The sequence below is a fragment of the Paenibacillus sp. 8b26 genome, assembly GCF_050626875.1.
Taxonomy (GTDB): domain Bacteria; phylum Bacillota; class Bacilli; order Paenibacillales; family Paenibacillaceae; genus Paenibacillus.
Genome location: NZ_CP192445.1, coordinates 349,011 through 371,900 on the forward strand (window position 1 = coordinate 349,011; position 22,890 = coordinate 371,900).

Sequence of the window (22,890 nt, forward strand, 5' to 3'; positions counted from 1 at the left end):
TGGTTCATTCCTCCATCATTACACCTCTTCCGGGGGGGAAATGTAGACATTGAATCTATCATTTGCTAGCAAAGAGATGTGTTGGTTATCATACGGAATTACAACTTCATTCGTGGTCGGTTAAAGAAAATACTATTAACGGACACGATATTCCGGTTGCTTTCTATGGCATGAACGTTCGCACCTGGATTGTTTAAGAGCTAAATTAGGCTAGCTTGATATCTGTGGGCAAGAAACGCTACCGAAATAGCTTTACCAACCAGAAGGGAAATCACGGGATGTCCGGCCAGACGAGCCGATGCATACGCGTCAACTGCGGCTGCATAGGCATAGTGAATACCGAACAACTCCTCACGATAATCATACGCTTGGCTTGGGACATCGACAATAGCAACAATTTTATTTTTATCTTCTTCGATCACTTGACGGATGCATTTTGCAATCGCCCAACCTTCCTCTAGTCCGATTTCACCATTACGTACTCGAGGAAAACGATTATACGGATTAGGAACAACTGATCTGGATCAACGTGTTTCAAGAGGCTTTGAATTACATTGTCCTGGAAGCAGACTCATTACCTCTCGAAGTCGATAAGGCTATTTCGAGACTTTAATGTCAATACTTTGCTGAACTACCCAAGCATTCGTAATATCTCAATCCTTTTCTTTGTTAGCAACAGAACTATCTACTAGAAAAACAACCAGCTATAATAGCTATAGCTGGTTGTTATACGTTTTTTTCAATTTACTTCCAAAATCAAATCCATGCTGTCTTGTGTTAAACTGGATTCGAGGACGAATTCCCAGGTTCTGCAGGAATCACATGTAATAACTGTTTTGAATTTGGATCCTCCAGATTCACATGCACTTGATCATAATTAAATGAATTCGTAACAATAACCATTACCGTAGGATCATAACCTGCAGCCTTGATTTGCTCCAAATCAAACTCAACTAATTTGTCTCCAATCGTAATTCTGTCATTTTCCTTAACCAAGGGTTTGAAGTGTTGTCCCTTTAATTTCACGGTATTAATGCCGATATGGATCAAAAGTTCCACACCGGAATCAGAAACAATGCCGATAGCATGCCCGGTTTTATACACGCTGCTTACCGTTCCGTTTACCGGAGCTGTAACAATTCCGCTTATTGGAATAATCCCTGCTCCTTTACCCATCGCTTCAGAAGCAAACACTTCATCGCTTACACTGCTTAAAGGAACAATTTGGCCATCCACAGGTACCACAACGTCGTTTGGATTTGCTTGAACGCTTATGGAATTCGTCCCAGACTTGTTAGATACACCGAAGAAATAGGTTAAAATGACTGCTCCAAAGAATGCAATAATCAATCCGATGACTTCTCCAATAAAGCCTTGTCCTAAATACGTTGGAATTGCCAACAAGCTCGGAAATGTGAAAGTGGATGCATGTACTTCAAACGACCCAATGACAGCGCCTCCAATACCGGCAGCAATCATTGCACAGTAGAATGGACGCTTTAACTTAAGGGTTACGCCGTAAATTGCAGGTTCAGTGATACCAAAAATGGCTGTGATTGCTGCAGAACCCGATAGGCCTTTGATTTTGGCATCCTTGGTTTTCAAAAATACGCCTAGAGCAGCACCAGCTTGGGAAAGTACGGCTGCACATACGATAGGTAGCCATTGGTCGTATCCTTGATTAGCAACATTGTTTATCATCAGCGTAATCAGCGCCCAATGGATTCCGAAAATAACGATCGATTGATGGAAAGCTCCTAACACTAACCCAGCGAATAACGGCGAAAAACCGTATATTGCTAACAATACCATGGCGAACAGGTCACTGATCTTTGTGCCTACAGGCCCAATTACAGCCAAAGTTAAAGGCAACATAATCATTAGCGAAACCAGAGGGGTTAACATGTTACGAATTGATTCCGGAAAGAATTTATTCAGCACAGGTTCCAGGTAAGAGAGGCCCCAAATCGATAACAGAATAGGAAATACAGACGCCGTATACGTAATTGGAACAATCGGAATACCGAAGAAATCAATCGTTTGTGAATTGGATACGATCTCTACTAAAGATGGATGAATGAGTGCACCAGCTAACGAAACGGCTACGAATTGATTGACTTTCAGCTTCTTGGCCGCAGTAAATGCCAAGAAAATCGGCAAATAGTAGAAAATGGCATCACTTGCTGCGTTCCATATTTTATACGCACCACTGTTGGTCGATATCCAGTTCATTGTTATAAATAAAGCCAGAATACCTTTTAAAATTCCAGCTCCAGCCAAGGCTCCCAGAAATGGCGTGAACACGGCCGAAACAAAATCCATCAACTGACTGACAGGATTAAATTTCCCAACTCTTTTTTCTGAAGCGCTTTCATTGTTGGTAGAAGCATGTAATGTCATCCCAGGTAATGATGTTAGTGCATCATAGACTTGAGCAACGGAATTACCAACAACCACCTGATACTGTCCGGCACTATTGACGACGGTAATGACCCCATCTGTGTTTTCAATCTTTTTGGTATCTGCAGTACTCACATCATTTAATTTAAATCGCAATCTCGTGGCACAATGCCAAACCGCATTGACGTTCTCTTTCCCTCCTACACCATCCAGAATATCCTTTGCCAACTTTTGATAACTCATAGTTGTCCCCCCTATTATAAATGCCCGGACCATTTTCCACATACCGTATTACTGAAACGATACAAAATGATCCGGGGGTGCCTTAATCATTTAGTGATTCTCATCCTAATCGTTGGTGGTTCTATGAAGATCCTCGCCGTTTGTATCAATAACTTGCTTATACCAGTAAAAGCTATCTTTATAATGGAATTGCCCAGTTCCGTTACCTTCATCATCATAGTCCACATAAATAAAGCCATATCTTTTGCTCATTTCTGCAGTACCTGCACTGATGATGTCAAAAGGGGCCCAACTGCAGTAGGCAAAAACATCTGCCCCTTCACGTATTGCCTCTTTCAGCGCAGCAATATGTTCCTGGTGGTATTCAATACGATAATCGTCATGAACTTTGTTGTCAGATGTTAAAACATCTTTAAATCCAAGACCATTCTCAGCCACCATCATGGGAACATGATACCTGTCCCAATACTTAGACATGCAGAGATATAATCCTGACGCATTGATGGACCAGCCCCAGCGATTCGCTTTCAAATGGGGGTTTTTGACGGTAGAATTAGGGTCCATCGTATTCTCACTAGCTTTAACAGTATTTGACCAGTAATAAGAGACTGCAAGGAAATCAGCTGTATTGTTCCGAAGCAACTCTTTCTCCGATTCCGTAATTTCCAACTGGATGTCATGTTCTTCGAAATACGTCAATGCATATTCTGGATACTCTCCTCGAATCAGAACGTCGCTGTAGAAGTATTGCATTCGATTCCGTCTAAAATTCAGTTCGACATCTGCAGGTTCGCATGAATAAGAGGCAGTTAATGTATCGGCCAACATCATTCCCATTTGAAGGGATGGGTTTAGCTTGTGGCCAAACTCAGTAATCTTTGCAGAAGCAACGAATTGGTGATGAACCGCTTGAAACTGAGACTGCTCGTAATGATCAACTTTATCTTTCAGTATGCCAAGGGAGGCAAATGCTTCTTTGTGGACAAGGTTAATTTGATTGATAATGATCCAATATTTAACGGTTTCGTGATATCTTTGCAGGACGGTTTGCCCATACTTCACGAAGAAATCAATCAGTTTCGGGTTTGTCCAACCGCCATATTGCTCAACCAAATTTAAAGGCATTTCATAATGGAAAATCGTGACGATCGGCTCAATATTTTTTTCTTTCATGTACTCAAATAATCGATCATAGAAGGCCAAACCCTGCTCGTTTGGAACGGGATCATCTCCGTTCGGAAAAATCCTGCTCCAAGAAATAGACAACCGCAATGTTTTTACATGCATGTCTGCTAACGCATCGACATACTCACGGTATCGTTCGTAGAAATGTACTCCTTGGCGCTTAGGGAAATAGTATGTCCCATGTTTGTATTTTTCATATGTTTCTGAATCCATGTTATTAAAATGTAGATCAGTAGGATCAGCCCTTGGAATAAACGGCTGAATATCAGCGGTACTTAACCCTCTTCCATCCCTACGATGTGCACCTTCTGCTTGGTTAGCAGCAATAGCCCCTCCCCACAGAAAGTCTTTTCTTATTTTGCTCATGTACGATCCCCCCAAGTGTATTTAAAATTTTTGTACGACAAAGACTCCTGCAATAACCAAAAAAGCTCCCAATAATCGAGGAATATTCAAAGTGTGCATACTAGCACCAATTAATCCAAAATGATCAATGATCACCGATACGATTATTTGTCCAGCTAAAACGTATCCAACCGTAGCTGCTACTCCTATTCTGGGCATAAGAATGGTTGTCGCCAATACATAGAAAGCACCCAGTAGTCCTCCTGTCCACATCCACCAGGGAGCTTCAAACCATTCTTTTTTGAACAATGGTCCTTTTACAAAAAAAGATATGATTATTAATGAGATGGCACCTACTGTAAAAGAAATGGCCGAAGCAACAATAGGTGATCCCACCACCGTCCTTAGCTGCGCATTAACACTAAATTGTGTAGGTAAGGCCATTCCTGCCAATAATGCGAAAATTATGAATACGATAGCCATGTATGTTCCCCTTTCTCTTACTTTGATCGATTAGCCAATCGGAAATAGAACGAAGTGCTTCAATAAATCGTTTATCCGATTTCAGAACCACGAGAAAATACCAAAAGAACGGTTTCAAGTGTGTCCATTGCAAAAGTAATCCCACCTCCTATTTAGGGAGCAATGGAATAGAAATCAGAAACATTCAGTATTATCCCCTCTCAAATTCTGAAGATTGAATATCCCCTACAGATGAGTCAATAATATATCTTAAATATGGGAATACTAGATTGATCACCTTCTCAATTTATTGATTAATCATTGACAACCCGAGTATAATTCACGCAATATAATAAGTAAAATTAATAATAAGTATAGGAGGTATACTAATTACTTATATGGATATTAATCATGAACTCTATAAGATCTTCTATATCACAGTAAAAGCTGGAAGTATGTCTAATGCGGCAAAGGAACTGTTTACATCACAATCGGCAGTTAGTCAGTCCATAAAACTGCTTGAAAATAAGCTAGGTGGACAGTTGTTCCATAGAAGAGCACAAGGAGTGTCCCTTACTGCGGAAGGAGAGATATTATTTCAATATGTAGAACAAAGCTATGAGTTATTACAGGCAGCTGAAAGAAAATTTTTGGAATTAAGAAATTTAGATGCTGGCCAACTAAGAATAGCCGTAAGCACAACAGCTTGTAGTAACTTCTTGATGCAATACCTAGAAACATTCTCCTTGGCTTACCCTAATATCGAGATTTATATCAAAGATCAATCTACTCATTCTACAATTAAGCAGCTAGAGTCAGGCGAAGTTGACATAGGAATCATCAATCTGAACGGAAGCAGAGATTCTTTGACGGTGATTGGAAAAATAGAAATACAAGATTGTTTTATAGTAGGTGAGAGATTTAAAGAAATATGTGATAAACCAATATTCTTAAAAGAACTAGTAGTAAATTACCCGATCATTCTGATGCAGAAAGGACTTAATACAAGAAAATATATTGACAACTTTTTCACTTCATATGGCTTAAAAGTAATACCCAAAGTAGAGCTGAGTACCATGGAACTGTTAATTGAGTTTGCTAAAAAAGGTTTGGGCATATCATGTGTAATCGAGGATTTTGTTCGCAGCGATTTGGATCAACAACAGCTATTCATAGTACCAATCCAAGAAACCATACCTAAAAGGTTTCTAAGTATTGCTATCAAAAAAGATTTGCCCCTTTCTTCAGCAGCTCAAAGGTTTATTGAGCTTTTTCAAAGCAGTACAGTATAAATTTAATTATATAAAGGGCTTCTTTTTGAAGAATACGCTCCTAGAATCTTAACTACAGTAACTAGAAAGCGATCTAATAGAGCATCGTTCCTCTATATTAATTCTCTTGTTCAATAATCAAGCGATTTTTTAAATCCGAAATGACTTTTCAGAATATCTTGAAATATGGTTCTATCATTTTCTGCATCTGTCCATCCACCCATTCAGTGAACGAGGTATCTGATCTGCAAAAAGATCATGTTTATGTCCTTTACGACAAAGGGGAACAAGTACTTGACCGAAGAAGCAGAGCAAATTCGACGCACTTGTGATCGAGGCTTCCACCGCGTGCAAAGATCTATTTCACAGCAATAGCAATATGAATCCATGCTGGAGCAGATCGTATCCACAGCTTATACTATGACAATTATATATAACATCAATTCTGAATGCAGCTTGTATGATTTAATTTGAAAATTAAAAGAAATGCGGGTTTTGTGAACAAGGAAGAGACGAAAATTATCGTTAGCCGAACTACCAGTGATTCCAGTCTAAACTCAAACAGCGCGCACCGATTGAGTATCGGCACGCGCTGGCTGCATTGCTTTTTTCATCTGTCTACTTGACAGGGATATGACCAAAGGACGGTTTTTATTTCACTTATACATTTGTAGAAAATAGTGAAGGTGCCTTTTTCAGTGCACTTATTTTATTTCTTTCATAAAGCTCCTGAAGTTTTCAGCGATTTCCTTTGATTTGGTATGGTGTAAATAATGTTCTCCTTCAAGTGTCATTACTTTTCCATGTACAGAATCTTTGACTTGCTCTTCATGCAGTGGTATCCATCTTTCCACACCTGTATTATTTGCTTGTATAAAGAAAATAAGGGGCAGATTTTTTGGAAATTTTAAATTTTTAGCTGCTTTAAAATTAGGATAAATATTTTCCATTTCGTTTGAGGTGCTGGAATTATACATGTTTTTGAGAGAAAGAATTCTCATTTGTTCTTTTGTTTCATCATCATATGGTAGTCCAGCATATGGGTCACCAGTTAGTTTCATTACCAATCTGGCTAAACCTGATTTTTTGAGAAATTTAAACGTTTTTATTGGTAATTCAGCATCCATACCGCCTTGTGTTGGAACACTGCTATCAATTCCGACAAATGCCCTCACTTCGTTTTCATATTTGTTCACATAATCCAGTCCGTAAATGCCTGCAATGGAATGACCCATTAGAATATATCGGTCAATTTTAAGACTCTGTAAAGCTTCATGAATTTCACTTACAATATTCTCTGTGTTTCGTTCCTTTTCGGTTAGATCACTTAATCCATAACCAAAAGGCTCGATAACGACGACTTTGTAAAATGGAGATAGCTCTTCTACTAGCGGCTTAAAATCAAGTGCTGGTGCTGCTGTTCCATAACCTGGTAGTAACACGACGGTCTCTTCGCCTTTTCCTTGAATCAAAACATTCATTTTTTTCCCATCTACAGGTACGAACTGACCATAGGATTGTATTTTTCCTTGCTCTGATTTGCTGCTGATAATATTAACTGTATAAACAATGGCTAGAAAAAGCACGATTGCTATAATTATTGTTCCTATTATTTTAAGCAAAATGCTTCGTACTTTATTTGTTCTCGTTCCATTCCTCGTTTTCATTACCTCTCTTCGTTTCACGCTCAACTTCTCCTGTCCTCATCTGTTTGTTGGGCTACCTTAACGAGCCGCTAATGAAAGCTTAACCAAAGAAGATGTACTCCCTATGACGACAATATGAACGGAGTATGAACAAGCAAAAAAAATGCTACGTCGTCACATGCAAGGAAGCTGCATATAATGCTGTATCATGGAAAATGCGGTTTAGATAATCCGAATGATACCCTATGAATCTAACTAATCTGTTGGCGTTGTGATTGGCAAGGTGACAATGACGGTCGTTCCTTGGCCGGGTTCACTTTCCACTCGGATGTCGCCTTGATGAAGCGATACGATCTGTTTAACGATGGCGAGTCCCATACCGCTACCGCCATATTTACGACTGTGGGAACGATCAGCTTTAAAAAATCGCTCGAATATACGCTTCTGGTCCTCAAGGGAAATACCAATGCCCGTATCGGATATTCGGACTGTTACGCTTTTAATATCTTGCTTGATGCTGATGTTAATAACGCCGCCATCCTTGGAAAATTTGATGCTATTACCGAGTATGTTCGTCCATACCTGGTTTAATTGATCTTGATCCGCCAATAGGCGAACGGCCTTCAAATTGAGCTCGAAACGGATGTTGCGAGCCGACCATTGCGGCTGGATCGCGACGATGACTCGTCTGATCTGTTCATCAAGGCTGAACGTGACCAACCGCATCTGCTGTGACTGCGATTCAAGCAAACTCAGCTTTAGCAGGCTATCGCTCATCTTGGACATCCGATCTGCTTCCGCGATGATGATATCGAGATAACGGCTTCGCTCGTGATCTGCTATGTCTACTTGCTTGAGTGCTATAGCATAACCGGATATCGAGGTGAGCGGCGACTGAACTTCATGCGACACATTCGTGACGAACTCCCTACGCATCTGCTCAAGTTGCTGTAGATCATGCATCATTTCTTCAAAACTGCGAGCCAAAGTACCTAGCTCACCCTTTTGCTTAATATTCAGCTTGACGTTGAAATCTCCAGCTGCAATACGTCTGGTCGCTTTTGTCAGCTTTTTGATCGGTCTAACTAGGAATATAGAGGCAACCAAAATCAATAGGCTTCCTGTTACCAACGAATAGGTCAAAAAAGTAAATAACCACTTTTGGGTAAAAGAGGCGGAAGGATACATAAGCGGCTCCACAAACATCGCTTTCATTCCCATTTCCGTTTTCAACCTCAGTCCCAAGAGGTTGGTTGAAACACTATTCGGATTAACTTGAACAACTTCTCCACCCAATACTTTCCTTACTTGACCCATCGTCACAGTAGCAGGATTTTGTCCGTTAAGCGTTCCGTAAGACTGGAACTGCCCCGTTTCATCGAAAATTCGAATATAATAGGAATCGAGTTGTTTCATTCCACTTACGAATAAGTCCGCTTCACGTAACGGAATGGTTTCGTAAACCCGGACAATGTCCTGACCAAAGTTAAATAAGGTGGTTTGCAAATTTTCGTTCAATTTCTCTTCAAACACCCAAAATGTTACAAAAAAAGCAATGATCGTGCCCGTGAGGACGGAGACCAGAAATGTCAGGACAACACGTGTATATAAGGATCTGATCATTCGTAAACCTCAAGCCGATAGCCAAGCCCACGCACCGTCTCTATACGAAAATCGGGTGTAGTCGCGAACCGTTCGCGCAGGCGTTTAATATGTACGTCTATCGTTCGATCATCTCCAGCGTAATCGATCCCCCAAATTTGATCGATCAACTGCTCGCGCGTATACACTTGTCCAGGTGTTCCAGCGAGCTTATACAGCAATTCGAACTCCTTTAGCGGCAACGTGAGCGACTCCGTCCCTCTCATCACCTTATAGGTCTGTCGATCAAGGATGACGTTGCCGAACTGGATCGTCTGCGTGGTGCCAATCCGGTAGCGTTTCAGCAGTGCTCTGACCCGAACTGTCAATTCCAGTGGATCAAATGGTTTCGTCAAATAATCATCTGTTCCAAGTTCGAAACCTTTCACTTTCTCCCATGTTTCGCCTCTCGCAGTCAGCATAAGTAAGGGAAGATCAGGATTGGCTCTTCTGAGCTCCTTGCATAACGTCCAACCATCCATTATCGGCATCATAATATCGAGCACGACAAGATCGACATGCGTTGTAGCGTAGACGGTCAGTGCTTCCTTGCCGTCTGCGGCTTCGGCTGTTGCGAATCCGTCGTTGCGTAGAAATAAACAGACGAGTTCGCGAATGTTCGCATCGTCGTCAGCAACCAGTATAGTAGGCATTCGTTTCCTCTTTCCCTGTTTTCCATCCCCTATTGAAGTAACCATTATACTATAAATAAAATTGAATTACTCCTATTCTTCCTATAATCTTACAGTGTTATTCCTCCCGGTATCCGTGGGCCTCAAAGCCCTCATCATGGTCCTGTTGTCCTGACAAGGCGCGGGATTCTTCTGTAGGTTTTTGTTCAATATTTTTCTCTTCGATACCAAAATCGAATCTTTACCAATACCCAAAGGGCGGGCACTGCGGGACGTCTTAAATCCCTGCCTCGGTTATACCTCCCGTGTCATCAACCTCCTTATTCATCGGTTATAAGTGACCCGGTGAACATGGCGAAAGTATTACGAAAGAGCAAAATATTCACGCGGGCTGCATAGAAACAGCAAAAAACGCCCTGATCAAGGAAAGAAAACAGTTTTCTTCCCGATCAGGGCGTTTCTAATGTGTGCTGTTAAGGCTATGTCCCGTTCCCGGATCACCAGCCGATGTCCGCTCCATCGCAGCGGGGGTCCGTGCCGCCGATCCGCAAGCCGCTGTCATCGATCAAAATGGCATGCGCGTGCCCCATGGCTCCGGCAAAATCCTCAACCGGTTTTACCACGTGCCCGGCCAGCTTCAAACGACGCTGCACTTCTTCAGCGATCCGGCCTTCCAGTCTCAGATCCTGCGTTTCCTCCCCCCATGTTCGGCCCCACACCCATCGCGGTTCATGTACGGCGGTCTGCGGGTCCATGCCGTAATCGACCATACGGGTCAGCAGCGCGGTCTGCGTCTGCGGCTGGCCTTCCCCTCCCTGGGTGCCATATAAAATATATGGCTTTCCATTGCGGCAGGCCATCGCCGGCATCAGCGTATGAAATGTTCTCTTGTCCGGTTCAAGCCTGTTCACATGCGAAGGATCCAGGGAAAAGAACGAGCCCCGGTTTTGCAGCAGAATGCCGGTGTCTCCTCCCGTCACAGCTGATCCGAATTCAAAATACAGGCTTTGGATAAAGGAGACGGCATTTCCCTCTCCGTCTACAACCGCCCCGTACGCCGTATCATTGCCTACAGGCTGGGTATCCATCGACAGAGAGTGGTCCATATCGACGCAGGCTGCCAGATCCGCGCTGTAGGACTTGGACAGCAGACGGTCCAGAGGGATGGAGGAAAATCGTGGATCTGTCAAATACCGGTTTCGCTCACGGAAGCTCAGCTTCAGCGCCTCCACAAGCAGGTGATAGTACTCATAGGAACCGTGCTCTATACTGCCCAAATCAAACTGCTCGAGAATATGAAGCGCCATGATGCCGGTAAAGCCCTGTGAGTTCGGCGGGACCTGGTAAAGGTCAAGACCACGATAGCTCCCCTTGATCGGCTCCACCCATTCACCTCTGTGCCTCGCAAAATCCTCCAGCGTCAATAGACCGCCCTGCTCCGCAAGTGAGCGAACAATCTCCTGACCAACACTGCCTGAATAAAATTCGTCCCGGCCATGGTCCGCAATCTGCAGCAAGCTGCTTCCCAGAGCAGACTGCACAAAGCAGCTGCCCTGCTCCGGGACCTTTCCTCCCGGCAGATAGATGGCGGCCGTCTGCGGATAAGCCGCCAGCACCTCGAAGCACTCGGTCGTATTGGCATGCTGGTCCGGCGACAGCGGGAAGCCTTCCAGCGCATAGCGGATCGCGGGCTCTAGCACCTCTGCCAGTGTCTTCGAGCCGTATTCCCGCAGTACGGCATCCCAGCCGTCCACCATGCCCGGCACGGTAATGACGCTGCGGGGTCCCCGCTGCGGGATGGCAGATTCGCCCGCAAAACAGGCGGCTGTAACCCGGCTGCCCGAACGGCCGCTCGCGTTATAGGCCCTGACTTTTCCCTCCTGGCTGCTATAGGTCAGCCAGAAGGAATCGCCACCCAATCCCGTCATATGTGGGTATACGACGGCAAGACAGGCACTCACCGCCACGGCGGCATCAAAAGCGTTACCTCCCTGCTGCAAAATAAGCGATCCGGCCGCGCTTGCCAAGTAATGAGGGCTGACAACCATCGTCTGTGTTCCTGTAATCGGTGCAACCATTATGCCCCCCCACTTTCTCTCCCCTTTATAACTGATAAATCAATTCTGTTTGATGCCATTACTTTATACGGCTTTACGCATATGCCTGAGATGCATGCAGAGCGGACTGCCAGCCGCCGCAGGCATACACCCAGCGGCTCATTTTTGTGCCTGACAGCAGTTGCGTCGCATCAGCCGCATCCGTTACAACAAAGTTGCAGGCATACCCTTCTTCTATTCCGTACCCTTCGCAGCCTGTAATACCAGCAGGTATATCCGTGATCATCCGCAGCAGCTGTACCAAATCCCGTTCACTGCCCATGTGGGCCGCATACGATGTAATTTGGGCGATTTGTATCAGATCCCCGCGGCCGAACGGATGGAACGGGTCTTGAATGTTGTCGGAGGCCGCCGCCAGCGGAATGCCCTCCGCAAGCAGCTCGCGAATTCGCGTTGTGCCCCGTCTTACCAGGCCGCGATCTTCCCGTCCCTGAAGATACAGGTTCACCGCAGGCAGCGTTACCGCGTTAAGACCGGCTTCCTTCATCTTCCCCATCACATGCTGTGCATCCTTATCCGTCATCGCGGACAGCGAGCACAGATGATCTGCCGTCACCCTGCCTTGATAGCCGCAGCAAATCGTATGCTCTGCTATGCTCAGCACGGTTCTTTTTTCGGGGTCGTCACTTTCATCCGCATGCAGATCAACCGGTACCCCGAAACGTTCCGCCAGCCGGAAAACCCTGCCAATCTCCCTTTCAGGGTCGTCTGCCAGATGAGGAGCTCCGCCCAGTACATCAATCCCCATCCGCAGCGCTTCCTCGACTGCCTCATCCGCAACTTCATGATTGCCGCGAAACGGAACCATCAACGCATATTGGATCACCATACTGCCCTTTAGCTTCTCCCGTACCTCCAAGGCTGCCTCAATTGTCCGAAAGGCCACCTCTCTCTCCAAATGAACAGGGAAGTCAAGGTGGCTCCTTATGGTCGTGGTCCCGTAGCTCAGTGCCATTCTGGCGGCTGTCAGCATGCGTTCTGTCAGCTGCTCCTTGCTGAAGCTCTGTACGGCCTGGCTGTAATTATGAATGGCTTCCTGAAGCGTGCCGGAGCGGTTCGGCACCTGCACGAGCGAAAAGGCTTTGTCCAGATGCATATGACAGTCGACCAATCCGGGAAGCATAATGCCGCCCCGCAGATCGATGCAATCCGCGTCCGCCAGCCGTTTCAGGTCCGATCCAGCCTGCTGCGGGGCAATCAGACGGGAACCGCCGCTATCCCCCGCATCAAGGAAACGGTCTTGTCGCCGGATGCTAACCCATTTCCCACCCTCCGCCTTTAGTTCATACAGACGGGAGTCTTCCCGATGCGGAAGGTGTACATTAATGAAATGCAGCCCTGTACTCATTGCGCGGTAGCCAGCGCCTGAAGCACGGCCAGATCCTCCTCATCCAGCTCGGCGACAGGACCTGCTTTGATCATATCCGAGAACAATTCGTCCGGTACCATGGTCGTCAGGCAATACAGGCGTGTGCTGCCCGTGTTGATAATATCGTGATGGTTGCCCGGCGGAATAATAATGAATGAGCCTTGGCGGATCGGAGTCTCATATTCGTTGCCAACTTTGGCAACCCCCTCCCCTTTCAGCACATAAAAATATTCATAAGCTTCCCGGTGTTCATTGGATGGAGTTCTGCCTCCCACCTCGAAGATCTCTACAAATGAAGTGAAAGGCACCTGCTCCCTGTCGCACAGCAGTATGAACTTGTTCGTATCCTGTGCGGAAATTTTGTGGACGGGACAATTCTCAAAGTTACCGGCAACCAGTCCTGGAATGTTCACCATATACATTCACCCTCACTTTGATTGATTTTAATTTATGCTTCGCTTGTCATCTTTTCACCGGCAGCTTCAAACAGGATATGTCCTGTTCCGTGCTGCGCACAGCCGTGGTGGCAATCTTCAGCCCGCCTGTTCCCGTGCTGTTCGTCTCACCTCTGACACCATTCGGATGCCGAGCGAACAACGGGAAGGCGCTGCCTGTCAATTCAAGCCGGACATACGTGCCAGCCGGCAGGGTGGCCGCCAAGGGACGCAGCCGGATCCGCGCCGTTTTCCATTCATTGGAGGCTTCTGCTCCTTCACTGCAGATTTCCGTACGGCCCACGCTGAGCAGCCGGGCCGTTCCATTCTCGGATACGGTCGTGAGGACGGCCACCAGATCAGTCGGACCTCCCAGTGTCTGGTACTGAACGGACAACTCCGGTGACCCAAAAATCGGGATATCCTCTGCAAGCGGTCCTCCCGTATATACCAGAATCTCTTGCCGTTCCTGAATGGCCATGCGGTCGGACGGCAGGTAAGAGTCCAGACGCATCGGCAGACGCGAGTCGTATACGAATACATCCGGCACAGCCTCCTCCACGTCTTCCTTATGCCTTTCGAGTCTGCCGCCTCCTGCCGCACCGTTTGCCGGGGTCTGTGACCCTGATAGATAGAACCATTCGGACGGGGAGGGCTCACCCTCAAGTACAAAAGGAAGCTGCTCCGCCGTATGCCATTCATGACTCAATTGGTCAAAATAACGGATCGGCGGTTCTCCGGACAATTCCGTGTCTTCCTTGCCCTTCAGCCAATAATCAAACCAACGCAGCTGCTCCAGATGATGACCGCCGTCCGCCTGCTCGCCATGATCGATTCCGCCCGCTCTACGCCCCCATGGAATGTGGGACCACGGGCCGACGATGAGCCGATGAAAGCAAGCCGGTGTGGCAGTAGCTTGCAGAGCCTCAAACGACTGCAGCGTGCCCATCAGGAAACCGTCATACCAGCCGCCAATATGCAAAGCTGGCACCGGATCCCCGACAATCTCGTCGATCCAGTTCATCCGCTCCCAGTACTCATCGTACTCTATACGATCGATCCAATCATAAAATGCAGGAAAGTATTGCTCCAGAATCGGATGTCTTTCATTCAGTGGCATCTTCCACAGCATCTCCTCGGGGCTGCGCATAAACCGTGAGCATTGCTCGGCCGTCTCGAAGTCACCCGCCCTTTGCGCCGTATCACGAGCCAGTTGGAAAGCCCACGGCAGGTGATTGCCAAGCGCGAAGGAGCCATGCGGGTAAAATAAGCCATGGTACATGTCTGCCGGGCACATGCTCGGCGCAATCGCCCTGAGCGCGGGCGGTTGAAGGGAAGCCGCAGCCCATTGTGTGAGCCCTTGATAAGAGAAACCGTACATGCCTACTTTCCCGGTCGAGCCGGGCAGAACTGCTGCCCATTCGATGGTATCAAAGCCGTCCTCAGCTTCCTGTACAAACGGTTCAAATTCGCCTTCCGACTCTCCCCGTCCCCTGACATCCTGGATTACCACGATGTATCCCTTACTGGCATACCAGACGGGATGGGCATGCGTAACGGTAGAGGCAATCGACCGGCCGTAGGGCTGGCGCATCAGCAGCACGGGATATTCTCCCGTCTCATCAGGCATGTATATATCTGAATACAACGTTACACCGTCACGCATCGTACAAGGAGCCTTGCGGCGGATGACCACATTTCCAAATTTCATGCGACCCGCTCCTTTGCTGTAGATCCGGATTTACTATAAAAATCCGTATGGTAAGCTAGCTGCTGCTGTGTGGAAAATCTCCCATCACCCGTTGATCAGATGCCGCTGACAGCCGGACGTTTTAATTTCTCCTGATTTAGAATTCCCTTCGGATCGTTGTGGTGTTTGATCTCCCACAAACGGTCGTGGGCGTATGATCGTCCACCTTCCTTCAAATCCCAGGTATGCGGATTATTGACTACAACCCCGTTTTCCTCGTAACGCTCCATCAGTTGATTCAGGCGTTCCTCCGTTGTGAAGGGAACCAGCGGCAGGCCGGAAATCAGCAAATTTCCGCTTTGCCGGGCAAATTCTATATGATTCATCACTTCCGGATATTCCTTTTTCATAGCCGAGATTTGCTCAAGGGCATGGGCAGGATCAAAATTCAGTTGCAGGTAGGTCAAGCCCGGGTCTGCCTTGCGCGCCCACAGGGTTGTATGGTTCCATGTAAAGTCGGATACACCGACGCCTTTATGATACTGCTCGGCGGAGACCTTTTTAGACGTCAGCCCGCTGTTTTCCGCTATGGCATGCTCCAGCCGCGATTCACAGGCCGTATCCATTTCAAGCAGTACAGCGGTACGCCCTTCGGGAATATCGAGAGGTACAAAATAGGATGAAATCGGCCATTCATGAATAGAAATGAGCCTCTTTATAAAGGACGTATCTTCGGCAACCAACTGCCCGAAGCGAAAAGCTTGTTCAAAGCTGTCAAAGGTTACTGCCCACTGCATCCATTCCACCCGCGGAGTCAGATTAATTTCCACCTCGGACAGAATGCCAATCGTACCGTAGGTATGCAGGTAAGGCAGCACCTCTTCTCCTTGAAGCTCAATGGTACGGGGCTGAACCTCGACGGTCTTGATTTTCAGGGAACGTACCAGATCGTCCCAGATGGTTCCCCAACTGATCGAACCGATGCCGCCAAAACCACCGCTCAAAAAACCGCCGATCGTCGCAGTTTGAAAGGTGGAAGGCATCGTTCGCAGCTCATAGCCCGCCTTGCGGGCAGTGGATTCCATTTTGCCTAGCCTTGCTCCAGCCTGAACCCGCATTATGCCTTCTCCCGTTTCGAGGACCTTGTTGTACTTCGCCAGATTCAGCACGATTCCGCCTGTGACCGGGACACATTGGCCATAGTTGCCAGTACCGTTGCCCCTGACGGTAAGTGGAACCCCCAGCTCCGCGGCAATGGATAGCAGAGTGTCAAACTCATCCTCGGTGCGTGGACTGGCGATGCACTCGGCGACCTTGCCCTGCAGCTGACTGGTTAGCACAGGGGAGAAGTGATGATAATCCATCGAATATTTGGCAATTGCTGGCTCCTCCCACTGCAGTAGCTCAGGATCGATGCGTTCTTTCAGAATGGCTGTCCAATGTTCATTCATTCGGTTCCCCTCCCGTATGTTTTCATTCAGCCCGCCTAAAGGCCCTTCCTCCTAAGAATGCGGCAAGAACTTATCCGTGAATACCTTGCTGACATCGGGCTCTTTTTTCAATGCTCCAATCTTCATCAACTGCTGTCCCAGCTCCGCCCAGCGCTCTTCTTTCATATAGCCGACACCATGTTCCGCCGCATCACCTTCATATACGAACGGGATGAGCGCTTCCGCCGCATAGTTCAGCTTTTCTTTCGTAAAATCCGGGTTTTCCTTTAAAATGACATCATTCACGCTATCATAATTGGTCTTGTAATAATCCCAGCCCTTCATCGAAGCCTCAACATAGGCACGCACAAGATCGGGATGGTCCTGAATATACTGCTCTGTCGTGAACAGCACATTGGAATACGGATTATAACCGGCATCCGCCAGCAGCAGGAATTTAACGTCCACATTCTGCTTCTTCATCTCGTACGGCTCACTAGTTACATATCCCTGAATGGCAGCCGTTTCATCGGGTATAAAAGGAGCCAGAGAACCGGTATAAGCCATTTCCTTCACATTATCCAATTGGTATTTGCTCTTCACATAATCCCAGAATACCGAGCCTGCCCCCACGTAAACGGCACGGTTGTTCAAATCGGCAAGGGAGGAAATGTTCTGGTTGGCATGAACCATAAGTCCCTGAGGGCTTTTCTGGAAAATCGTCGCAATCGCTACCAAAGGAATTCCCTGTTCACGGGCGACCAGCAGTTGATCCGCCGTGGTAAGTCCGAACTGCGCTTTGCCGGAAGCCACGATCTGTGTGGGAGACACCTGCGGCCCTCCTGCCTGGATGGTCATATCCAGACCAGCCTCTTTGTAATACCTTGCTCCTTTGCCGCATACAGACCGCCATGCTCAGCCTGGGCAAACCAGTTCGTCACCTGTGTGACTGCCGTGAGTTCCCCGCTTTCGCTCGTGGAACCCGGTGTCTCAGCAGCGGCATTCTGAGCAGTTTGCTGATTGCCGCAAGCAGCCAGCAATGTTGATAAGGAAAGCATTGCTACCAGTAAAACAGCAGATCCCTTTTGTCTGTACTTGTTCATCTCATTACCACTCCCCAAGGAAAATTACTGATGGTTGTATTCTGCATCCGCTACCGGATTACGAAGCGTCATAAAGCCACTGACTCTGCATTCGGCAACATCTCCGTGCTGAATCTGGACGGACCCTGGTGTGCCCGTCATGATCACGTCGCCTGGATAGAGAGTCATCATCTGTGAAAAATACGAGACAATAAACCATGGATGATAAATCATGCGAGACACGGTATTGCTATGAATAACCTCATCGTTCAATACGGTTTCAACAGCAAGGCTCTGCAGATCGCTTATTTCGTCAGGTGTTATTAGCTGTGGCCCGAGACTGAGAAATGTGTCGAATACCTTGGATCGCTGCAGAAATCTGGGATTCCGTGCGTGAATGTCCTGGCTTGTCATATCCAGGGTTACGGCAAAGCCGGCGATGACGTCCCGCACGCGTTCTTCCGGCACATTTTTGCAGCTTCGGCCGATAATAATGCCAAGCTCCGCTTCTGATGTCACATTCACGGACTGAGCCGGCAGCCGGATATACTCTTCCGGCCCGATCAGGCTTGAGTCCGGCTTCATGAAGCAGATCGGCTCAAGCTCTGGAGGAGTGGAGGCGAGATCGATCGCTTTTTGTACATAATTCATGCCAATTCCCCATATTTTGCGGGGATGGCGGAAGAGAGGAGCCGGTATGGCCTCCTTTGCTGGTATGAAAGGGCTCGATGACCATGTTTTGTTCTCGTGCTTCTGATACCATTGGACAAGCTCCTCCAACTGACCCTGCTGCAATATCTCCATGACGGAGGTTCCCCATGCGCTTCCTTCCGCCCTATTGATCTCCTCCAGTAGGAAAAATCGGCCTTCATGCTCAATCGCGGCCCGTTCCCCATCGCCGTGTTTAAGACTGACGAGCTTCACGGGCGGCTTCCTGCCGGCTGCTGAGCCGTCTCAGTCCCGCGGACATCGGTGATTTCAAAATCACACAGCTCCTCCAGCGCCTCCGACAGAATTGCCGTAATTCTGTCCTGAATGATCCTGCCTTTCTCAGGCGTGGCCATCGTAGCATCCCCGGCAATGCCGGTAGCGGATATATCAGCCATCTTCCAGGCGAAGCGGATTTTCCCTTCTAATGTAAGAAAACGGTAAGAGGACATATCGGGAAGCTCTTTGACAAGGAACTCTTTCTGCACCCAGCCCGGTTTAATGGACATGACCAGAGAAGTCTCATAATCGCCGCCGTGAATTCCGTATTCCAGTTCCTCGGGAGACAGGAGGTCCTCCGCCACATTCAGACTGCTGGGACTGAGATAGAAAACCATCATCCCCGTTCTAATCCGGATTTCCCGTGATACGGTATTCAGCAAATCCACGTTGCCGCCATGCGTATTAAACAGCAGTAGCTTGCGAAAACCGCTGGCCTTCAGACTTTCTGCAATGTCCAGCATTATGGCATGTAGCGTGCCCGCAGACAAGGAAATGGTGCCCGGCAGCCCGATATGCTCATTGCTTTTGCCATACGAGACCGGAGGCAACAGCCATATCTCCTTATCCGACCGCACCCGCTCCAGCGTTTGTGTTAATGTCGCCTCCCCAATCAGAGTGTCCGTATATACAGGCAGATGGGGCCCATGCTGCTCCACAGCTCCGACCGGCAGAATAACCAGCGCCTTCTCCTTCGGCAGTTCTTTGACCTGTTTGCTTGTCAGACGGGGCAAAAAGCGCTCCTCCCATGTCGTTCCTTCATATCGTTGAAACATAACTGACACCCTTTCTCCTGCGGCTTTGATGTTCTTTTCGCGTAGCTTAATGTCCTTATATATCGAGTGATAATCCTTATACTTTTACTGCCGGAACAAGGGATGTAGCCCATTCCAGCAGACGCCGATCCTGTCCCGGGCCGGCGATGAGGGAAATACCGACCGGACAGCCCAGTATCTCGGCAGCGGGGATCGTAAGCTGCGGCAGTCCCGACAAGCCAGCAATGCAGGTCAGACGCATCGTTCGCACTCTTCGTTCTTCAATGAGCGGCCCGGCCAGCCCCAGCTTCGGGGCCGCTCCGGTAGTCGTCGGTATCACAAGCACCGCATCTGTTCCGAGCAGGTCAGCCATGTGCTTGCGCACCTCAAGCCGGCGTTCTGCTTCCTTCTCCTGATCGGCACGTTCAATGGTGCCTGCCCAGGAGAACCGCCCGGCTATATCCGATCCGAAGACCGGCTGCTCACGTTCAATCCAGGTCCCATGCTCCTGCCATATTTCGTAGCCCTGGATTGTCCTGAACATGGCCATCCATTCAGGCAGACCCTGCGGGGCGATGCGAACAGCTTCATGGCTCTCAGCCAAGCCGCACAGCAACTCCAGGCAAGAGGCAAGCGCCTCTTTGCTCTCGGTATCAGCCAGCTCCCAGGCATCCTCACCGATCAGCACCCTGCTAAAGCCGGAACCCAAGGCTGCCTGCGGCAGAAGCACTTCACCTACCCGGCGTAGCGTCTCGGGATCGCGTGCCATCCAGCCGACGGTGTCGAAGCTGGGAGCGAGCGGGATAACGCCTTTCTCGGAGACGATCCCATGCGTAGGACGTATTCCATAAATTCCGCAGTACGAAGACGGCACACGTACCGATCCTCCCGTATCCGTTCCAAGAGCAAAGTCGGCAAGCCCTGCGGCGACGGCGACCGCCGATCCGCTGGATGAACCGCCAGGGATACGGTCCGGGGCCTTCGGATTCACCGGTGTTCCGTAATGGACATTTTCACCGTTCAGGCTGAACATCAGCTCATCCGTATGTGTCGTGCCTGTTAGCCGCGCCCCCTGCTGTAGCAGCAGGCTGAGCGCTTCCGCGTGCTCCGCCGCCGGGCTGTGTGTCTCCAGCCAACACGGATTGCCCGCGCCGTTTGTATAATCACGGACAGCAAACACGTCTTTGACCATAAAACTGAGTCCGCTCAGCGTCCCCTGTCCTGTCGGTTCAACCGTCAGCTGGTGGTTTACAACGGCGTTCCATTGATCTTTCATCGGGTCACCCCTCCCATCCGCTCACCCTTCCAGAGGAGCCAGCTCTTCCGGTGTATTTCCCTCTGTATGGGCCGCTGCCCCGTTCAGCTCCTCCACCAGCCAATTGGAATCGGCCACGAAGCCATAGCATTGCTTGATATTGTATAAAGTGGCTTCCATGCAGAAAGCCGGGGAATTCGTTGCCGAGCAGTCCTCCAGAAGTATGCCGTCATATCCGAGGCAAGCCGCGTCCTGCAGTGTATGCATGACACACTGATCGAGATTTACCCCGGCAAACAACACCGTCTGAATATGCAGATTGCGCAGGATGCTGTCCAGTGGTGTGTCCCAAAACCCGCTCATGCGGTATTTATCCACATAGATATCGTCAGGGGCCGCATCCAGGCCGTCGACAATAGCCGCTCCCCAACTGCCTTTCTCCAGTACCTTGGAGCCGTTCCCCGGCAGCGCATCCCCGATGCCGTTGCCCCGTCCGTCCAGATTGTATACATGGAGCACGGATGGCGGCACATTCATCCGGTCTTCCCGGTTGCCCCAGTTCACCCAGATGACAGGCACACCCTCTTTACGCAGCTCAGGCAGCAGCCGATTCAGCCGACTGACCGGGCTCAGGAGCGGCGATGTATCCGCCCCGATGGAATCCAGCCAGCCTCCTGGTGTGCAGAAATCATTCTGCATATCAATGACAATGAGCGCCGTATGTTCCAGATCAAATATGATTTCCTGCGGCTGTGCAGGAAGGGTTACGGGCTTGCCGTACTTTTGCGTCCGCCTTAGATCCACAAGCGTTTCGGACACTTGCCAATAGCTCTTTTGATTTCCAAGTTTGAACATATAAAGTCCCCTCATTTTTCTGAAAATTCTGGTTTGAAGCTATAAATACTCGGTTCACACTCATGGCTTCATCAGATATTCGGTCTTGAACGCCTGGGCAACATCCTGTGCCTTCGTTAATCCTCTGCTCTTGATCATCTGATCCTGCAGGGTGCTCCAGCGTTCCTCTGTCATATAACCGATACCGTTTGCCTCGGATTCCTTGTTAAGAATAAAGGGCTTTTCCTGCACCGCCTCATAATTCATTGCTTCTACCGTCATATCCGGATTGTAGGTCTGAATGAACGGGTTTACCTTTTTATAGTTGTCAAGATAATAGCTCCAACCCTTCTGGCTTGCCTGAACCACAGCCTCTACGACATCGGGGTGCTTTTTAAGGTAGTCTTCAGTTGTAAAAAGAACATCCGCATAGTTCGCATAACCGGAATCGGCGATTTTCAGATAGTCCACCTCAACCCCCTGCTGGGAAAGTGCGTAAGGCTCGTTCGTGATGTAGCCCTGATTCAGCGAATTGGGGTCATTAATAAAATTGACAAGCTGTCCGTTATACTTCATTTCTTTTACATCCGTCAGATTGTATTGACTCTTGATATATTCCCAGTAAGGCACCGCTGTACCGATGTATACGGTTTTGCCGTTCAGGTCGGTGAAATCCTGGATGTCTTGCCCTTTGTGGTACATAAGAACCTGCGGTGTGCTCTGAAAGCCGGCAAGGATGCCAACAACAGGGATTCCCTGTTCCCGCGCCTTCAAAATTTCATCTGCATAAGAGATACCGAATTCGGCTTTGCCCGCAGCGACAAGCTGCATGGTTGACACCTCGGGACCTCCCGGTTGAATCGTCATATCGATCCCCTTGTCCTTGTAGTAGTTCTGCTGCAATGCCGCAAAATAGCCTCCATCTTCCCCTTTGGCGTACCAGCCCTCGATCAGTCTCACCTGCTTCAGATCTGTTCCGTCTTCCCCCTTCGCCGAGGCCGAGGATTCCGGAGCGCCGGAATTGGAGCATGCGCTCAGAAGCAACATGATCAAAGCTGCAGTCAACAGCAGCCACTTCTTGTACCGTAAGTTCATAAGATGTTTGGACATGT

General features: G+C 48.2%; 19 protein-coding genes and 1 pseudogene. 1 reads left to right on the top strand and 19 read right to left on the bottom strand.

Annotation, left to right across the window (positions count from 1 at the left end; genetic code table 11):
• Window positions 1-203: 203 nt before the first annotated feature.
• The 4 genes and pseudogenes from ACQ4MX_RS01460 to ACQ4MX_RS01475 all read right to left on the bottom strand — a co-directional run.
• A pseudogene (locus ACQ4MX_RS01460) lies at window positions 204-518 on the bottom strand (biotin-independent malonate decarboxylase subunit gamma); the annotation flags it as partial.
• Window positions 519-777: 259 nt separating this feature from the next.
• Window positions 778-2,643 carry a beta-glucoside-specific PTS transporter subunit IIABC gene (locus tag ACQ4MX_RS01465; RefSeq protein WP_192512612.1) on the bottom strand — a complete coding sequence of 622 codons (1,866 nt, stop codon included), beginning with the start codon at window positions 2,641-2,643 and terminating at the stop codon, window positions 778-780.
• Between the two features lie 105 nt (window positions 2,644-2,748).
• Complete coding sequence (locus ACQ4MX_RS01470) at window positions 2,749-4,194, bottom strand: glycoside hydrolase family 1 protein (RefSeq protein ID WP_431088918.1); 1,446 nt, start codon at window positions 4,192-4,194, stop codon at window positions 2,749-2,751.
• Window positions 4,195-4,215: 21 nt separating this feature from the next.
• Window positions 4,216-4,656 carry a DMT family transporter gene (locus ACQ4MX_RS01475; protein WP_431088920.1) on the bottom strand — a complete coding sequence of 147 codons (441 nt, stop codon included), beginning with the start codon at window positions 4,654-4,656 and terminating at the stop codon, window positions 4,216-4,218.
• 377 nt (window positions 4,657-5,033) lie between these two features.
• Between ACQ4MX_RS01475 and ACQ4MX_RS01480 the strand changes: the two genes are divergently transcribed.
• Window positions 5,034-5,927, top strand: a complete 894-nt coding sequence (locus ACQ4MX_RS01480) for a LysR family transcriptional regulator (protein WP_431088921.1) — start codon at window positions 5,034-5,036, stop codon at window positions 5,925-5,927.
• A gap of 683 nt (window positions 5,928-6,610) precedes the next feature.
• Here the strand turns inward: ACQ4MX_RS01480 and ACQ4MX_RS01485 are convergent.
• From ACQ4MX_RS01485 to ACQ4MX_RS01555, 15 genes are all read right to left on the bottom strand, one after another.
• Window positions 6,611-7,573: an alpha/beta fold hydrolase gene (locus ACQ4MX_RS01485; RefSeq protein ID WP_431091230.1), complete on the bottom strand. Its 963-nt coding sequence runs from the start codon at window positions 7,571-7,573 to the stop codon at window positions 6,611-6,613.
• Window positions 7,574-7,807: 234 nt separating this feature from the next.
• The gene (locus tag ACQ4MX_RS01490) at window positions 7,808-9,175 is read right to left on the bottom strand and encodes a sensor histidine kinase (RefSeq protein ID WP_431088922.1); all 1,368 of its coding nucleotides are present in this window, start codon (window positions 9,173-9,175) and stop codon (window positions 7,808-7,810) included.
• Window positions 9,172-9,846, bottom strand: a complete 675-nt coding sequence (locus ACQ4MX_RS01495) for a response regulator transcription factor (RefSeq protein WP_137063941.1) — start codon at window positions 9,844-9,846, stop codon at window positions 9,172-9,174. The genes ACQ4MX_RS01490 and ACQ4MX_RS01495 overlap by 4 nt, the downstream gene beginning before the upstream one ends.
• 476 nt (window positions 9,847-10,322) lie before the next feature.
• On the bottom strand, window positions 10,323-11,903 hold the full coding sequence (gene ggt, locus ACQ4MX_RS01500; RefSeq protein WP_431088924.1) for a gamma-glutamyltransferase: 1,581 nt from the start codon (window positions 11,901-11,903) through the stop codon (window positions 10,323-10,325).
• A gap of 73 nt (window positions 11,904-11,976) precedes the next feature.
• Complete coding sequence (locus ACQ4MX_RS01505) at window positions 11,977-13,290, bottom strand: amidohydrolase family protein (protein WP_431088925.1); 1,314 nt, start codon at window positions 13,288-13,290, stop codon at window positions 11,977-11,979.
• The gene (locus ACQ4MX_RS01510) at window positions 13,287-13,727 is read right to left on the bottom strand and encodes a cupin domain-containing protein (protein WP_134914126.1); all 441 of its coding nucleotides are present in this window, start codon (window positions 13,725-13,727) and stop codon (window positions 13,287-13,289) included. Before ACQ4MX_RS01510 ends, ACQ4MX_RS01505 begins: the two co-directional genes overlap by 4 nt.
• A 46-nt stretch (window positions 13,728-13,773) precedes the next feature.
• Window positions 13,774-15,456 carry a CocE/NonD family hydrolase gene (locus ACQ4MX_RS01515; protein ID WP_431088927.1) on the bottom strand — a complete coding sequence of 561 codons (1,683 nt, stop codon included), beginning with the start codon at window positions 15,454-15,456 and terminating at the stop codon, window positions 13,774-13,776.
• 95 nt (window positions 15,457-15,551) lie between these two features.
• Window positions 15,552-16,886, bottom strand: coding sequence for an FAD-binding oxidoreductase (locus ACQ4MX_RS01520; RefSeq protein ID WP_431088928.1), 1,335 nt, complete (start codon window positions 16,884-16,886; stop codon window positions 15,552-15,554).
• A 51-nt stretch (window positions 16,887-16,937) separates the two neighbouring features.
• Window positions 16,938-17,696 (bottom strand): ABC transporter substrate-binding protein, encoded by a 759-nt coding sequence (locus ACQ4MX_RS01525; protein ID WP_431088930.1) that lies wholly within the window; start codon window positions 17,694-17,696, stop codon window positions 16,938-16,940.
• A gap of 23 nt (window positions 17,697-17,719) precedes the next feature.
• Window positions 17,720-17,968 carry a hypothetical protein gene (locus tag ACQ4MX_RS01530; RefSeq protein ID WP_431088931.1) on the bottom strand — a complete coding sequence of 83 codons (249 nt, stop codon included), beginning with the start codon at window positions 17,966-17,968 and terminating at the stop codon, window positions 17,720-17,722.
• Window positions 17,969-17,992: 24 nt separating this feature from the next.
• Window positions 17,993-18,871, bottom strand: a complete 879-nt coding sequence (locus ACQ4MX_RS01535) for a fumarylacetoacetate hydrolase family protein (RefSeq protein ID WP_431088932.1) — start codon at window positions 18,869-18,871, stop codon at window positions 17,993-17,995.
• Window positions 18,868-19,710 (bottom strand): creatininase family protein, encoded by an 843-nt coding sequence (locus tag ACQ4MX_RS01540; RefSeq protein ID WP_431088934.1) that lies wholly within the window; start codon window positions 19,708-19,710, stop codon window positions 18,868-18,870. The genes ACQ4MX_RS01535 and ACQ4MX_RS01540 overlap by 4 nt, the downstream gene beginning before the upstream one ends.
• 76 nt (window positions 19,711-19,786) lie before the next feature.
• On the bottom strand, window positions 19,787-20,965 hold the full coding sequence (locus tag ACQ4MX_RS01545) for an amidase (RefSeq protein ID WP_431088936.1): 1,179 nt from the start codon (window positions 20,963-20,965) through the stop codon (window positions 19,787-19,789).
• 21 nt (window positions 20,966-20,986) lie between these two features.
• Complete coding sequence (locus ACQ4MX_RS01550; protein ID WP_431088937.1) at window positions 20,987-21,799, bottom strand: cysteine hydrolase family protein; 813 nt, start codon at window positions 21,797-21,799, stop codon at window positions 20,987-20,989.
• Window positions 21,800-21,859: 60 nt separating this feature from the next.
• Window positions 21,860-22,888, bottom strand: a complete 1,029-nt coding sequence (locus ACQ4MX_RS01555) for an ABC transporter substrate-binding protein (protein ID WP_431088938.1) — start codon at window positions 22,886-22,888, stop codon at window positions 21,860-21,862.
• Window positions 22,889-22,890: the final 2 nt, after the last annotated feature.